This window comes from Burkholderia mayonis, from assembly GCF_001523745.2.
Taxonomy (GTDB): Bacteria; Pseudomonadota; Gammaproteobacteria; order Burkholderiales; family Burkholderiaceae; genus Burkholderia; species Burkholderia mayonis.
The window spans coordinates 224,611-239,282 of record NZ_CP013386.1 but is presented as its reverse complement, the minus strand read 5'-3'; the positions used below and the strand labels follow the sequence as shown (position 1 = coordinate 239,282).

15 protein-coding genes are annotated in these 14,672 nt (G+C 67.9%); all 15 read right to left on the bottom strand.

The features are described from left to right. Positions 1–9: 9 nt before the first annotated feature. Entirely contained in the window at positions 10–510 is a 501-nt protein-coding gene (locus tag WS70_RS01225) for a VOC family protein (RefSeq protein WP_059473806.1), read from the bottom strand. Between the two features lie 186 nt (positions 511–696). Next, positions 697–1,980: a DUF3443 domain-containing protein gene (locus WS70_RS01220; protein WP_059597564.1), complete on the bottom strand. Its 1,284-nt coding sequence runs from the start codon at positions 1,978–1,980 to the stop codon at positions 697–699. 22 nt (positions 1,981–2,002) lie between these two features. Continuing rightward, complete coding sequence (locus WS70_RS01215) at positions 2,003–2,506, bottom strand: DUF2844 domain-containing protein (protein WP_059473808.1); 504 nt, start codon at positions 2,504–2,506, stop codon at positions 2,003–2,005. 202 nt (positions 2,507–2,708) lie between these two features. Beyond that, positions 2,709–3,437, bottom strand: a complete 729-nt coding sequence (cheZ, locus tag WS70_RS01210) for a protein phosphatase CheZ (RefSeq protein ID WP_059473809.1) — start codon at positions 3,435–3,437, stop codon at positions 2,709–2,711. A 1-nt stretch (position 3,438) separates the two neighbouring features. After that, on the bottom strand, positions 3,439–3,834 hold the full coding sequence (gene cheY / locus WS70_RS01205) for a chemotaxis response regulator CheY (RefSeq protein WP_059473810.1): 396 nt from the start codon (positions 3,832–3,834) through the stop codon (positions 3,439–3,441). Between the two features lie 49 nt (positions 3,835–3,883). Then, complete coding sequence (locus tag WS70_RS01200; protein ID WP_059473847.1) at positions 3,884–4,972, bottom strand: protein-glutamate methylesterase/protein-glutamine glutaminase; 1,089 nt, start codon at positions 4,970–4,972, stop codon at positions 3,884–3,886. A gap of 5 nt (positions 4,973–4,977) precedes the next feature. Then, entirely contained in the window at positions 4,978–5,676 is a 699-nt protein-coding gene (gene cheD / locus WS70_RS01195; RefSeq protein WP_059473811.1) for a chemoreceptor glutamine deamidase CheD, read from the bottom strand. Continuing rightward, positions 5,673–6,620: a CheR family methyltransferase gene (locus tag WS70_RS01190; RefSeq protein ID WP_059473812.1), complete on the bottom strand. Its 948-nt coding sequence runs from the start codon at positions 6,618–6,620 to the stop codon at positions 5,673–5,675. The genes cheD and WS70_RS01190 overlap by 4 nt, the downstream gene beginning before the upstream one ends. A 3-nt stretch (positions 6,621–6,623) precedes the next feature. Continuing rightward, positions 6,624–8,648, bottom strand: coding sequence for a methyl-accepting chemotaxis protein (locus WS70_RS01185; RefSeq protein WP_059597565.1), 2,025 nt, complete (start codon positions 8,646–8,648; stop codon positions 6,624–6,626). A gap of 58 nt (positions 8,649–8,706) precedes the next feature. After that, positions 8,707–9,234 carry a chemotaxis protein CheW gene (cheW, locus tag WS70_RS01180; protein WP_059473814.1) on the bottom strand — a complete coding sequence of 176 codons (528 nt, stop codon included), beginning with the start codon at positions 9,232–9,234 and terminating at the stop codon, positions 8,707–8,709. 30 nt (positions 9,235–9,264) lie between these two features. Continuing rightward, on the bottom strand, positions 9,265–11,562 hold the full coding sequence (cheA, locus tag WS70_RS01175; RefSeq protein WP_059597566.1) for a chemotaxis protein CheA: 2,298 nt from the start codon (positions 11,560–11,562) through the stop codon (positions 9,265–9,267). 31 nt (positions 11,563–11,593) lie between these two features. Next, entirely contained in the window at positions 11,594–11,974 is a 381-nt protein-coding gene (locus tag WS70_RS01170) for a response regulator (protein ID WP_059473816.1), read from the bottom strand. A gap of 30 nt (positions 11,975–12,004) precedes the next feature. After that, positions 12,005–13,027, bottom strand: a complete 1,023-nt coding sequence (motB, locus tag WS70_RS01165; RefSeq protein ID WP_059473817.1) for a flagellar motor protein MotB — start codon at positions 13,025–13,027, stop codon at positions 12,005–12,007. A gap of 16 nt (positions 13,028–13,043) precedes the next feature. Further along, complete coding sequence (gene motA / locus WS70_RS01160) at positions 13,044–13,904, bottom strand: flagellar motor stator protein MotA (RefSeq protein ID WP_059473818.1); 861 nt, start codon at positions 13,902–13,904, stop codon at positions 13,044–13,046. Between the two features lie 202 nt (positions 13,905–14,106). Further along, positions 14,107–14,658, bottom strand: a complete 552-nt coding sequence (gene flhC / locus WS70_RS01155; protein ID WP_059473819.1) for a flagellar transcriptional regulator FlhC — start codon at positions 14,656–14,658, stop codon at positions 14,107–14,109. Positions 14,659–14,672 lie beyond the last annotated feature (14 nt).

Sequence of the window (14,672 nt, the reverse complement as noted above, 5' to 3'; positions counted from 1 at the left end):
GGCGGGCGCTCAGCCGGCCGCGGCCCGCTGCAGCGCCGCGAGGTCGATTTTCTTCATCTGCATCAGCGCCTGCATCGTGCGCGACGCCTTCGACGGATCGGCGCCCGTCAGCAGTTCCGGCAGTTGCGCGGGCACGATCTGCCACGACAGCCCGAAGCGGTCCTTGAGCCAGCCGCACTGCTGCGCGCTCTCGTCGCCGCCCTCGGACAGCCGGCGCCAGTAGTAATCGATCTCGTCCTGCGTTGCGCAGTTGACGACGAACGACACGGCCGGATTGAACTGGAACGCGGGGCCGCCGTTCAGCGCGACAAAGCTCTGGCCGTCGAGCTCGAAGGCGACCGTCATCACGGTGCCCTCGCCCTGCCCGGACGCCTGCGCGCCCTCGCTGCCGTAGCGGGCGACGCGCGTGATCTTTGCGTCGTCGAACACCGATACGTAGAACGTCGCGGCTTCCTCGGCGTTGCCGTCGAACCACAGGAAGGGGGTGATGCGCTGCACACGTGCCGCCATGACGTCTCTCCTCGTGAGTCTTCCTCTGCGGAACAACCTGACGATGATAGGCGCTCGCGGCGCGTGCGGCCGCGCATCTTTCGTAGTGCTCCATGCAAAAGGGCGCGATTTCTCGCGCCCTTTGTCGTCAGTGTGCGGCGCGCCGGCGCCCGGAGCCCCGGATGCCGGCGCGCGCCGCCCGTTGCGTCAGAATGCGATATATGGGGCCGGCCCGCCGCTGCCGCTCTGGTCCACCCCGAAGTACAGCGTCTTGCCGAAGAAGTGCGGCAGGCCGAAGTCGAGCATCCGTGTGTCGCCGAACGGACCGCCCAGGTTCGGCACCGCGGACTTGTACGACGAGAACAGCGAGTTCGCGTTGGCGATCGAGATCGACGGCGACGCCTGCGCGCCGTTCAGGCCGATGACGGTGGCCGTCGTCGACTGCGTGGTCGATGGGCAGTAGAACGACGAGTTGTTGCTGCAAACGGGCAGCGTGACGGCCGTACTGCCGCCCGTGTCGAAGAAGTACGCGTTCGATCCGGTGTCGAAGAACGCCGTACTGATCGCGCGGCCGAGCAACGTGCCCGTCAGGTCGCCCGCCGTCGTCGACGTGAGCTTGGTCACGCCCGCCGGCAGCGCGTTGTTCGCCTGCGTGTTGATGCCGAACGTCAGCGTGCCGGTCGCACTGCCGCCTGACGGCGGATTCATCGCGACGACCACGCCGTTGTTGTCGGCCGGAAAGCGCGGCACCGGATTCGCGACCTGCTGCGCGAGCGGCACCGTCGTGACCTGGCAGCTCGAGTTGCCGTTCGGGCACGCATAGTAGTTGCTGTAGAGCGTCGACGTCACGCAGTTCGCGCCGCAGTCGTACGGCGCGGGCCCGATCCCGAGGATGCCGTTCGCGCCGAGGTCGGCGGCCGTGTTCGACGGCGAATTGCCGTTCGAGCACGACGTCGGCACGCCGGACGTGCCGAGGTCGCCGATGATCTGGACCGGCAGCGAGCTCGCCTGTTCGCCGGCGATCTTCACGTCGGCGGTGCGCACGGTGCCCCATGTGTAGCTCGTCACGAACTTGCCGCACTCGACGAGCGCGCCGCCGCTCACGCTCGACACGGGCAGGCTGCCGAGCACGTTCGACGCGGCGGTGTTGACGATCCGCAGCCCGTACGACGCAGTGTCGACGAGCACGTTGTCGATCGTCTGGCACGTCGACGTGCCGGGCGCGCAGATCGTCACGCTGACGGTCGGCATGTTGACGACGGTCGCGACGCCCGTGCTGACGGTGATCGCCGCCTGGTTCGACGCGAGCGGCGTGCCGGACGAGCCGCCCGAACCACCGCCCGCGGACGTGCTGCCGCCGCCGGAACCGGTGTTGACGGACGCGTTCGAGCCGCCGTCGCCCCCGCCGCCGCAAGCGGCGACGAGTGCGACCGTGGCCGCGGCGAGGCTCAGCGCGCCGAGCCAGCGAGTCAGAGTGTATTGGAAGCGCAAGATCTGTCCCCTCCCGTCGCGATCACTGGACGTCGTTGCTGGAGAAGCCGGCAGGCAGCGCCTGCGGCAGCCACGCCTGACCGGAGTACGAGCCCATGTGGCCGCCCGTGTGGACGACGAGCCCGCTCGTGTCGATCGCGGCCGGCGCGCGCGGCCCGCGTGCGGCGTGGGACGCCTTCACGCCCGCCTCGTATTGCGGGAAATAGCTGCCGAGCAGATCAGAGAGATCCGGCGCGACGGGGCCTCGCCACGACAACGCGAACACGGTGCCTGCCGTCGAGACGTACTCGCGCACGACAGTGCCCGAGCCGAGCGTGGTTTCCCGCACTGTGTAGCCGACGGCGGCCGTCGATGCGCCGCCCGCCGCATGGATGCTGCGCTGCATCGAACGCACCGTCGCGGCGGTATCCGCGGCGGGCGGTGTCATCGGCGCGCCGCCGAGGCCCGCGTGGACGGGCGCGGCAAGCCACGCGCACATGAAGCCGGCCGCCGTCGCGGCGATCCGGCGAAATCGACTCGATCTCACTCCATTCCTCCTCGAATTCAGGCTCTGCATCTCGGGCGGCGTGACGTCTGCCGGTTCACGCACCGCTCATTATCGACAATCGAAAGCGAAAAGAAAGCCATCGAGAGCCCGCAAACCAGGAGCGTAGTATGCCTGTCTCTTATGTCAGGAGCCTATTGGCATTAATCTTGACGATCTCTTAAATACTGCAAAACAAATCGACTCAAAAGCCGAGGCTCGCCAGCAGATCGTCGACTTGCGCCTGATCCTGCACGACATCCGCCTTCCCTTCCGGGTTGATTTGCGGCCCATTCAGCAGCGATTCCGGCGTGATCGCGCCGCCCGCCTGCTCGGCGGCGAGCGCGGCGGCCGTTGCGGCGAACTGCTCGCGCCGTTCGGGCGCGATGTTTTCGACCAGCACGGTCAGCAGTTGCTGCTCGATCAGATAGACCATATCCATGATCTTCTTGATCACCTGGCCCGTCAGATCCTGGAAGTCCTGCGCGAGCATGATCTCGAGCAATTGCGCGTTGGTCGCGCCCGTCGCCTCCGGCAACGCGCGCAGGAACGCACGCGTGTCGTCCATCAGGACGCGCACTTCCGCGCGCTCGATCGGCGATTCGTACCACTTCGCCCAGCGCGCGTCGAGCGCCGCGGCCTCTTCCTGCAGGCGCACCTGCACGGGCTTCGCGATCTCGATCGCGGTCAGCACGCGCTCGGCCGCCTGCTCGGTCATCGCGACGACGTAGCGCAGCCGATCGCGCGCATCCGGCACGGCTTCCGCTGCCTTCTCGACGTGCTTGTCGAGTCCCAGCTCGCGCATCGAGTCGCGCAGCGTGCGCGTCAGTTGGCCGATGCGCGCGAGAATACGGTCGCTCGCCAGATCGGCGGCGTCGGCAAGGCGTTCGTCGGCACTCGCGCCGGCAAGCGCCGCATTGATCGGCTCGTTCACGTCAGCTCCCCGCTTTCGCCATCTTTTCCAGAATCTTGTTGAGCTTCTCGTCGAGGGTCGCCGCCGTAAAGGGCTTCACGACATAGCCGCTCGCGCCCGCCTGCGCGGCCGCGATGATGTTCTCCTTCTTCGACTCGGCCGTCACCATCAGCACCGGCAGATGCGACAGCGACGCGTCCGCGCGGATCTCCTTCAGCATCGCGAGGCCGTCGAGGTTCGGCATGTTCCAGTCGGAGATCACGAAGTCGTAGCCGCCGCCGCGCAGCCGCGCAAGCCCGGCGAGGCCGTCCTCCGCCTCGTCGACGTTCGAATAGCCCAGCTCTTTCAACAAGTTGCGGACGATCCGACGCATCGTCGGAAAATCGTCCACCACCAAAATCTTCATGCTCTTGTCCATCATCTCTGTTCCTTTCCTGATTCGTGTCCTGTAACGGTCGCGCCTAGGGTTACACGCGCTGCACGCGGTCGCCCATCGACGCAAGGCGCGCCATGATACGGCGACTCATGTCGGAAAGGGGCGCGACGTCGTCGACGCCGCCCATCGCGATCGCCTCGCGCGGCATCCCGAACACGACGCAGCTCGCCTCGTCCTGGGCGAACGTATACGCGCCCGCCTTTTTCATTTCAAGCAGCCCGGCCGCGCCGTCGCGGCCCATCCCGGTCAGGATCACGCCGAGCGCGTTCTTGCCCGCGTGCTGCGCGGCCGAGCGGAACAGCACGTCGACCGACGGGCGATGGCGGTTGACGGGCGGATCGTCCGACAGATGCGCGATGTAGTTCGCGCCGCTTCGCGCGAGCAGCAGGTGCGCGTGGCCGGGCGCGATGTACGCGTGGCCCGGCAGCACGCGCTCGCCGTGCTCCGCCTCCTTCACCGAGATCCGGCACAGTCCGTTCAGGCGCTGCGCGAACGAGCGCGTGAAGCCGGGCGGCATGTGCTGCGCGATCAGGACGGCGGGCGCGTCGGGCGGCAGCGGCGTCAGCACCTCGCGGATCGCCTCGGTGCCGCCCGTCGACGCACCGACGATGATCAGCTTCTCGGTACTGACGAGCGGATTGTTGATGAGCGGCGCGGCGGCGCCGGCGTGGCCGGGCGCGGCGGCGGCCGCGTGCGGCTGCGGATTCTGCCGCACGCGCGCGCGCGACGCGGCGCGCACCTTGTCGGCCAGCCTTTCCGAGTATTCGAGCATCCCGTCGCGAATCCCGACGCGCGGCTTCGTGACGAAGTCGACCGCGCCGAGCTCGAGCGCGCGCAGCGTGATTTCCGAGCCGCGCTCGGTCAGCGACGACACCATCACGACCGGCATCGGCCGCAGGCGCATCAGCTTCTCGAGGAAGTCGAGGCCGTCCATCCGCGGCATTTCGACGTCGAGCGTCAGCACGTCCGGGTTGTGCTGCTTGATCAGCTCGCGCGCGACGAGCGGATCGGGCGCCGTCGCGCACACCTCCATGTCGGGCTGGCTGTTGATGATTTCGGTCATCAAGCTGCGGATCAGCGCCGAATCGTCGACACACAGCACTTTGATTTTCTTCTGCACAGCGTTCAAGCCTCCTGCTTTCTTGTGGCGGGCTGCGACGCGGCCCGCGTACCGAACAATTCGATGCGGGGCTTCGCATCCGCCTTGGGCGCGGGCGTCCCGAACAGCTCGACGCGCGGGCGCGGACGGGCGGCGCGCTCGCCCCGCGCCTCGCGCGCGAGCGCGGCTTCCCGCTCGGCGACGTCGGGCGCCTGCACGCGCAACTTCTTCACCATCGCCTGCCCCGTGTGCGGCATGAACGCGACCTTGCGCGGATGCACGCCCTGCAGATCCTCGGCGGTGATGCGGATGCGCTCGAGCGCGAGATAGCGGCGCGCGAAATCGGCGTTGCGATCGCCGATGTTGATCGTCGTCATCCCGGCGAGCACGGCCGCCCCGCCGAACACCTTCGCTTCGAAGCGCTCGCGGCGGCCGCCCGCCTTGATGAGCTCGTTGATCAGCACTTCCATCGCGTACGCGCCGTAGCGCATCGATTCGGACGCGGCGGCGGACGGGTCCGCGCCGTCGTCCGGCAGCATGAAGTGGTTCATCCCGCCGATCCGCGCGATCGGATCGTGCAGGCACGCGGCGACGCACGAGCCGAGCACGGTGACGAGCACCATGTCCTCGCGCGTCGTGTAGAACTCGTTCGGCAGCAGCTTCACGCCGCGGCGGTGGAAGTGCGCGTCGAAATAATGATTGGTCGCGATCGGCAGCCCGCTCATCGGAGTTCCTCCTCGGCCGCGGCCGCGCCGATGCGCGAACGCACGCGCGGCGCGGCGGAATACCCGTCGCGCGTCAGCTCGTAGACCGTCTGCCCGCGCAGATGGAACGCCTGCGTCACGTACGTGAAGTTCTCCGAATGGCCGGCGAACAACAGGCCGCCCGGCTTCATCAGCGGCTCGAAGCGCGCGAGCACCTGCGACTGCGTCGGCTTGTCGAAGTAGATCATCACGTTGCGGCAGAAGATCGCGTCGAACGGCTTCGTGAAGCCGTAGTCGGCGTCCGTCAAGTTGAGCTGCGCGAAGCGGATCATCGCGCGCAGCTCGGGGCGCACCTTCACGCGGCCCGCCTGCGTACCCGTGCCTTTCAGGAAGAAGCGCTTGAGCCGCTCGGGCGACAGGTGCTTCACCTGCTCGAACGCATAGACGCCAGCTTCCGCCTTCGCGAGCACCTGCGTGTCGAGGTCGGTCGCGAGCACGGTCGCCGAGCGCGCGGCCGAATCGCCGAGCGCCTCGACGAGCGTCATCGCGATCGAATACGGCTCTTCGCCCGTCGACGCCGCCGAGCACCACACCGATACCGGCTGTTCGCGGCGCTTGACGAATTCGGCGAGGATCGGGAAGTGATGCGACTCGCGGAAGAACGCAGTCAGGTTCGTCGTCAGCGAGTTCGTGAACGCTTCCCATTCGGCCGGGTCGTTTTCACGCTCGAGCAGCTCGAGGTAGTCGCAGAAACGGTTGAGTCCGCGCGCGCGCAGGCGCCGCGCAAGGCGGCTGTATGCCATGTCGCGCTTGTGCTCGGACAGCGAGATGCCCGCGCGCCGATGGATCAGCGCGCGGATCTTCGTGAAGTCGGCGGACGTGAATTCGAAGTCCCGCGCAGCGTCGCCCGACCGTTCTTGCGGTTCGAGTGCGTCGAGACGAGAGGCGGCGCGTGCGGGCATCATGGCTCAAAAGGTTTCCCAGTCGTCGTCGGAGGACGCCGAGGCGGCCGCGGGCTTCGACTCGCCCGACAGCACCGGGCGCTTGAGCGCGAAGGAGGACGCGGAAGCGGCGGCAGCTTGCGGCGCGGCGGCCGCGCCGGCCTTGCTTGGCGACGGATGCGCGGCTGCGCCCGGCTTCGCGAGCTTCGGCGCATAGGCGGAAGACGCCGGGGACGCGGCCGACTTCGGCGCGTCGGCGGGCTTCTTCGCGGGCTGCGGCGCAGTGCCATGCGCCGCGCGGGCGCCGAGTGCGGCAGCCGGCGCCGCGGCGGCCGAAGCCGACGACGATCCGGACGCGCCGGTGGTCGCAGGCTTGCCGGCAGCGGGCGCGCGTGACGTCGTCGAAGCAGCCGACGGCTCGCTCGGCGACCCCGCGTTCGCATGCGCCTTCGCACCCGACGAAGCCGCGCCGGACGGCGCCGCGGCGGACGCGATCCCGCCTTCGACCCGCCAGACCGACACGACCTGCGTCATCTGCCGCGTCTGCTCTTCGAGCGACGCGGCAGCGGCGGCCGCCTCTTCGACGAGCGCCGCGTTCTGCTGCGTGACGGCGTCCATCTGGCTGACCGCGCGATTCACCTGGACGATACCCGTCGACTGCTCTTCGGACGCCGCGCTGATCTCGCCCATGATGTCCGTCACGCGGCGCACCGCCTGAACGATCTCGGCCATCGTCGTGCCCGCGCGCTCGACGAGCGCCGAGCCGCTTTGCACCTTGTGCGCGGAGTCGCCGATCAACTGCTTGATTTCCTTGGCGGCCGTCGCGCTGCGCTGCGCGAGCGAGCGCACCTCGCCCGCGACGACCGCGAAGCCTCGGCCCTGCTCGCCCGCGCGCGCCGCTTCGACGGCCGCGTTCAGCGCGAGGATGTTGGTCTGGAATGCGATGCCTTCGATCGTGCCGATGATGTCGGCGACCTTCGTCGAGCTCGCCGCGATGTCCTGCATCGTCGTGACGACCCGGCCGACGACCTCGCCGCCTTGCGTCGCGATGTCGGAAGCGTTGACCGCGAGCTGGCTCGCCTGCCGCGCGTTCTCCGCGTTCTGGCGCACCGTGCCCGTGAGCTGCTCCATGCTCGACGCGGTTTCCTGCAGCGACGCCGCCTGCGATTCGGTGCGCGCCGACAGATCGGCGTTGCCGCTCGAGATCTCGCGCGCGCCGGCGTCGACCGCCGCCGCGCCGCGATGCACGGCCTTCACCATGTCGGCGACGGCCGCCTGCATCCGGCCGATGCCGTGGAACAGCCGGCCGATTTCGTTCTTGCCCGCGCCCTGCGACGCTTGCGTGAGGTCGCCCGCCGAGATCCGCTCGAACTGCGCGATCGCGACGTTGAGCGGCTGCACGATGAGCCCACGCAGCGCGAAGCGAATGCCGATCACCATCAGGAACGCGATGACGATGCCCGCCGCGATCAACGCAATCATCAGCGAAATGCGCGCCTGCGTCGCGTCGAAGCGCGATTCCGCGCGCTTCGAATACGCGGCGACCACCGCGGACGCCGCGCTGTCGTATGCGACGAACATCGGGCTGATCTTCGTGTCGGCGATCGCGTGATACGCGGCGAGGTCGCCCGCATGCGCGGCCGCGAATTCCGGCTCGACGCCTTCCTTCGTCAGCGTCGCGTAGCGCGCGGCGAGCGCGTCCGTGAGCGCCTGGTCGATGCCTTCCTTCGATGCCGCGAGATACGTCTGCCAGTTCTGCGCCGACTTCGCGTACAGCTCCTGCGCGCGCGACAGCACCTTCTGCGCCTCGTCGGCGTTGCCGGCCTCGGACAGCGTCTTGAAACGGTCGAGCGCGACGCGCGAGCGCAGCAGGTACGACGACGCGTCGTCGAGCGTGTGGATCGTCGGCAGATCGCCGTGCGCGATCGCGTCGAGCGAGCGGCTCGCGTGATTGAGCGCGTACAGCCCGAGCCCGCCGACCAGCGCGGCGACGAGCACCAGCATTAATCCGACGGCCGTCAGCGTCGTGCGGATCGACCAGTTGTGCAGCATCGTCAGCTCCCCCGTAGTTCCGTTGCGTGCGTCGCGTGCGACAGCGCGGCGCGCCCGTTCACGCGCCGAGCGTGTCGATCAGCGCCATCTCCTTGCTCGTCATCAGCTTCTCGATGTCCATCAGGATCAGCATCCGGCCGTCGACCGTGCCGAGACCCGTCAGGTATTCGGTCGTCAGCACGCCGCCGAACTCCGGCGCCGGCATGATCTGCTCGGTGGACAGCGTGAGCACGTCGGACACGCCGTCGACGACCATCCCGACGACGCGGTGCGCGACGTTCAGGATGATCACGACCGTCTGATGGTCGTAGTCGACGCGGCCGAGATGGAACTTGATCCGCATGTCGACGATGGGCACGATGATCCCGCGCAGGTTGATCACGCCCTTGATGAACTCGGGCGCGTTCGCGATCCGCGTGACGCTGTCGTAACCGCGGATTTCCTGCACCTTGAGAATATCGATGCCGTATTCCTCGTCGCCGAGCGTGAAGACGAGAAACTCCTGGCCCGCCGCGTCGCCCTGCTCGGCGTCGCGGCGGTTGGCCGCGTTCGCGGCGGCCGAATTGTTCGTTTGGACTTCGGACACATTAGCCCCCAGGTCGATGGATGACGTAAGTTAGGACGCGGCGAGCGCGGCGCTCGCGTGCGCGCCGTGCGTCGAGCGGGTTTCGCGATTGAGCGCCGCGACGTCGACGATCAGCGCGACGCTGCCGTCGCCGAGAATCGTCGCGGCGGAAATGCCGTACACCTTGCGGTAGTTCGTCTCGAGGTTCTTGACGACCACCTGCTGCTGGCCCACCAGTTCGTCGATCAGCATCGCGAAGCGGCGGCCTTCCGTCTGCATGATCGTGACGATGCCCTGCGTCGGATCGGTGCGCGCGTCGTCGACCGAGAACACCTCGTGCAGCGCGACGAGCGGCAGATATTCGCCGCGCACGCGCACGACGCGCTCGCCGTTGCCGATCGTGTAGATGTCTTCGGCCGACGGCTGCAGCGACTCCATCACGAAGTTGAGCGGCAGGATGAAGATCTCGCTGCCGACCTTCACCGACATCCCGTCGAGAATGGCGAGCGTGAGCGGCAGCACGATCCGCGTCGTCGTGCCACGGCCGGCCTGCGACGAGATCTCGACGTGCCCGCCCATCGACTGGATGTTGCGCTTGACGACGTCCATCCCGACGCCGCGGCCGGACACGTCGGTCACGACTTCGGCCGTCGAGAAGCCCGGCGCGAAGATGAGGTTCCACACCTCGTCGTCGCTGATGTTCTCGGAGATCTGCATCCCCTGCTTCGCGGCCTTCGCGAGGATCCTGTCGCGGTTCAGGCCCGCGCCGTCGTCACTGACCTCGATCACGATGTTGCCGCCGTGATGCGCGGCCGACAGCACGAGCTGGCCGACCGCATCCTTGCCCGCCGCGCGGCGCGCCTCGACGGTTTCGATCCCGTGGTCGAGGCTGTTGCGCACGAGGTGGGTGAGCGGATCGATGATCCGCTCGATGAGGCTCTTGTCGAGCTCGGTTGCCTGGCCGAACGTGACGAGCTCGACCTGCTTGCCGAGCTTGCCAGCAAGGTCGCGCACGAGCCGCGGGAAGCGGCTGAACACATAGTCCATCGGCATCATCCGGATCGACATCACCGCTTCCTGCAAATCGCGCGCGTTGCGCTCGAGCTGCGCCATGCCGTTGTACAGGCGGTCGTGCAGCGCCGGATCGAACGCGCTCGTCGTCTCCGCGAGCATCGCCTGCGTGATCACGAGCTCGCCGACGAGGTTGATCAACTGGTCGACCTTCTCGACGCCCACGCGGATCGAGCTGCCCTCCGCGCTCGCGGCGGCGACCGGGCGCGGCTTGCGGTCGTCGTGATGCTGCGCGGCGGCTTGCGCCGCGCTTTGTGCGGCGGGAGCCGCGGCCGCCGGCGCGGCGGCGGCCGCGACGGGCGCACTCGGCGCGGCGGGTTGCGCAGCCGGCTTCGCTTCGGCGGCGGGCGCCGCCGGCCGGGCCGTGGCCGGTTCCGCCGCGGCTTCGGCGAGCTCAGGCTCGCGTTCGGCTTCGTACGACTGCGACGCCGCCTGCGTCGCGGCGGCCGCCTCGGACTGCGCCGCTCCGGTGCCCGGCGCGGTGCCGCGACCGATCGCGATCTGGCTTTCGTCGATCACGAAGCAGCACACGGCGATGATGTCGTCCGACGGCACGTCGGTTTCGAGCCACAGCGTGAGCGCGTCGCCCGCCTTCACGCGGCCGACGATCTGCCCGAGATTGCCGAGCTCCTCGGTCAGCAGTTCCTGGTCCTTGTCGCCGACGCCCGTCAGCGTGATCTTCAGATGCGGGCCGTCGCCGCCTGCGGCGTCGGGCGCGCCGGGCGCCGGATGCGCGGCCTCGACTGCCTGCTCGACGACGTGCTCGGGCACGCCGAAGAGGTCTGCCGTCGGCGCGGCGGGTGCGGCAGACGCGGCGGCTGGAGCGGGCGCAGCCGGTTGAGCTGCGGCCGGTGCCGCCGCTGCGGCAGGCGCTGCCTGCGCGCCGCTCGCCGACGCTTTCAGCCGTTCGAGCTTCCCGCAGATCGCGGCGGCCGCGGCCGCGTCGGGCTCGGCGCTCGCGCGGTAGTCGGCGAGCTGGTCGGACAGCACGTCCTTTGTCTCGAGGAACGCATCGACCATCTCCTTCGTCAGTGTCAGTTCGTGGTTGCGCGCGCGATCGAGCAGCGATTCGAGGATGTGCGTCGTCTCCGTGAGCGCGGTGAAGCCGAACGTCGCGGCGCCGCCCTTGATCGAATGCGCGGCGCGGAAGATCGCGGCCAGATCCTCGGGATCGGGCGAGGCGACGTCCAGGTTCAGCAGGAGCTGCTCCATCTGCGCGAGCAGCTCGTCGGCTTCGTCGAAGAACGTCTGATAGAACTGTGTGATATCGAGAGTCATGCCGGTTCACCGCATAAAAACGTCGTGTTCATCACGAAAGGCTCGACGACGACGCAAGCGCCGCGACGAGCTCGAGCAGCGCGTCCGGGTCGAGCGGCTTTTCGATCCAGCCGGTCGCGCCCGCGGCGCGCGCCGCGTCCTTGAACGCATCGCCGTTCTCGGTCGTGAGGACGAGAATCGGCGTCGCCTCGTAAGCGGGCTGCCCGCGCAGCGCCGCGATCACCTCGAGGCCGTTCTTCTTCGGCATGTAGTGATCGGTCAGCACCAGGTCGAACGTCGCGGCCAATGCAACCTCGAGTCCGGCCTCGCCGTCCGAGGCGACGGTCACGTCGTAGCCCGCTTCGCCGAGCGTCGCGTGCAACAGCGTGCGCATCGTGGCGGAATCGTCGATGGCGAGAATGGTTCGAATCATGTCGTGTCTCGAATGCGTGTCTCGAAAGCGTCAGGGTTTCTGTGCGGCGGGGCTCGAGGCGCCCGGCGAAGCGGGCGCGGCGGCCGCGCCGGGCGGCGTGATCTGCTGCGCGAGACGTGCCGAGCCGGCCGCGTCGGACGACAGCGTCGTCGTCGTCGCGTCGTCGCGCATCAGCGCGAGCTCGGATTTGCGGTTCAGCACGATGATGCTGATCCGGCGGTTCTCCGGATCGAGCGGATCCGCCTTGTTCAGGTTCTGCGTCGACGCGAGGCCGAGCACGCGCAGCACCTTCGCCTCGTCCATGCCGCCCGCGATCAGCTCGCGGCGCGACGCGTTCGCGCGATCGGCGGACAGTTCCCAGTTGCTGTAGCCCTTCTCGCCGCCCGCGTACGGCACGGCGTCGGTGTGGCCCTGGACGACGATGCGATTCGGCACGTCGTTGAGCGTCTTGCCGATCTCGCGAAGGATGTCGCGCATGTACGGCTCGACGGCGTCGCTCGACATCGCGAACATCGGCCGCTTCTGTGTATCGACGATCTCGATGCGCAGCCCCATCAGCGTCGAATCGATGCGGATCTGCTGCTTGAACTGGCGCAGCGTCGGGTTCGCCTCGATCGCCGCCATCAGCTTCACCTGCAGGTCGTGCAGCCGCACCTGCTCGCGGCGCTCGAGCGAGCCTTGCGCCTGCGCGAGCGCTTCGTCCTCGCTCTTCTTCGCGATGCGGTCGGCGAGACTGGTCGAACCGTCGGTGCGGCGCGTCGCGCCGGCTTCGATGCTCGAAATGTCGCGGCCGCCGCCCTTGACGATGCTCGAATCGTCGGCGCTGCGGTCGCCGCTGCCGAAAATCGCAGCCTTGAGCGGCGTGTTGAAGTACTCGGCAATCCCCTTCAACTGCACGGGCGTCACAGCGGAGAGCAGCCACATCAACAGGAAGAACGCCATCATCGCGGTCATGAAGTCCGCGTACGCGAGCTTCCATGCACCGCCGTGGTGCCCCTTCTTCTGCTGGTTCACCCGCTTGACGATGATCGCCTGATCCTTGCCTTTGCTCATGTCGGGGCCCTCGCGCTCACTTCGCTTTCACGCGGCGCACGTGCTCTTCGAGCTCGGCGAACGACGGGCGCTCGGTCGAGAACAGCACCTTGCGGCCGAACTCGACCGCGATCGCGGGTGCGTAGCCGTTCAGGCTCGCGAGGATCGTCACTTTGATGCACTGGAACATCTTGGTCGACTCGGCGACGCGCTGCTCCGCGAGGCTCGACAGCGGGCCGATCAGGCCGTACGACAGCAAAATGCCGAGGAACGTGCCGACGAGCGCCTGCGCGATCATCGCGCCCAGCACCGCGGGCGGCTTGTCGGCGGACGCCATCGTGTGGACGACGCCCATCACCGCGGCGACGATCCCGAACGCCGGCATCGCGTCGCCAACGCGCATCAGCGCGTGCGCGGGGCCTTCGCCTTCCGCGTGGTGCGTCTCGATCTCCTCGTCCATCAGGCTTTCGATCTCGAACGCGTTCATGTTGCCACCCACCATCAAGCGCAGGTAGTCGGTCAGGAATTCGACGATGTGCTTGTCGGCGAGGATCTTCGGATACTGGGTGAAGATCGGGCTCTTCTCGGGGTCGTCGATGTCCGCCTCGAGCGTGAGCGTGCCTTCCTTGCGCGCCTTCGCGAGCAACACGTACAGGAGCGCCATCAGCTCCATGTAGATGTCCTTGTTGTACTTCGAGCCCTTGAACAGCGAGGGCAGCACGCGCAGCGTCGCCTTGATCGTCTTGATGCCGTTGCCGAGGATGAACGCGCCGACGCCCGCGCCGACGATCATCAAGATCTCGACCGGCTGAACGAGCGCGCCCAGGTGTCCGCCCGCCAGCGCGTAGCCGCCGAACACGGACAACAACGTCACGAGAGTTCCCACGAAAATCAGCACTGCCTGTCCCTCACGAATGCGCGGCCGGGAGGCCGCCGTTAAGTGGTTTACGGCAGTCGGAACGAAAACTTTGAGAACCGCCCCGGAGAGGCCCGCCGGTGTAAACCAGCAGATGGGGAAAACGGCGCGCCGCCCGACGGACGGCGCGGCTCGACAGCCGGAGCGAACGCTCGCTCGCCCGCGGCTTATGCGGTTTGTCGACTTATGCGGCGATGGCGGCCCGGCCGGCCAACGCGGCGGCCTTGCGGGTCTTGCCCGCGCGCGACGGCGGCTGGCAGAGACCGCACACGTAGCCGTGATGCGGATCGTGCGCGTGCGCGACAAAGTGTCCGCCACAGCGGGTGCACGGTGTCATCTGCAGCATGCCGGAATCGAAGAAACGCACGAGCGTCCAGGCGCGCGTGAGGCTCAGCGCCGCTTCGTCGTCCGACATACCGACGTGCTCGAGGTACAGCCGGTATGCCTTGACGATCGCCTGGATCGACTCGCAGCCGCCGTGCTCGCGCATGAAACGGTAGATGTTATAGAACAGCGAAGAATGAATGTTCGGCTGCCACGTCATGAACCAGTCGGTCGAGAACGGCAGCATCCCCTTCGGCGGCGAAACGCCCTTCAGCTCCTTGTAGAGCTTGATCAGGCGATCGCGCGACAGGTTCGTCTCGGCTTCGAGCAATTGCAGCCGCGCGCCCAGTTCGATCAGTTCGATCGCCAGGGTGATCTCCTTGACCTCGATCACTACGCTCTTGGACGCCATCGCCGCTCCCCGTT

Bases quoted from the DNA above. Each gene is read 5' to 3' on its own strand.
- WS70_RS01225 (WP_059473806.1), bottom strand. From the start codon at position 510: ATGGCGGCACGTGTGCAGCGCATCACCCCCTTCCTGTGGTTCGACGGC.
- cheY (WP_059473810.1), bottom strand. From the start codon at position 3,834: ATGGACAAGAGCATGAAGATTTTGGTGGTGGACGATTTTCCGACGATG.
- cheD (WP_059473811.1), bottom strand. From the start codon at position 5,676: ATGAGCGGGCTGCCGATCGCGACCAATCATTATTTCGACGCGCACTTC.
- WS70_RS01190 (WP_059473812.1), bottom strand. From the start codon at position 6,620: ATGATGCCCGCACGCGCCGCCTCTCGTCTCGACGCACTCGAACCGCAA.
- WS70_RS01185 (WP_059597565.1), bottom strand. From the start codon at position 8,648: ATGCTGCACAACTGGTCGATCCGCACGACGCTGACGGCCGTCGGATTA.
- cheA (WP_059597566.1), bottom strand. From the start codon at position 11,562: ATGACTCTCGATATCACACAGTTCTATCAGACGTTCTTCGACGAAGCC.
- WS70_RS01170 (WP_059473816.1), bottom strand. From the start codon at position 11,974: ATGATTCGAACCATTCTCGCCATCGACGATTCCGCCACGATGCGCACG.
- motB (WP_059473817.1), bottom strand. From the start codon at position 13,027: ATGAGCAAAGGCAAGGATCAGGCGATCATCGTCAAGCGGGTGAACCAG.
- flhC (WP_059473819.1), bottom strand. From the start codon at position 14,658: ATGGCGTCCAAGAGCGTAGTGATCGAGGTCAAGGAGATCACCCTGGCG.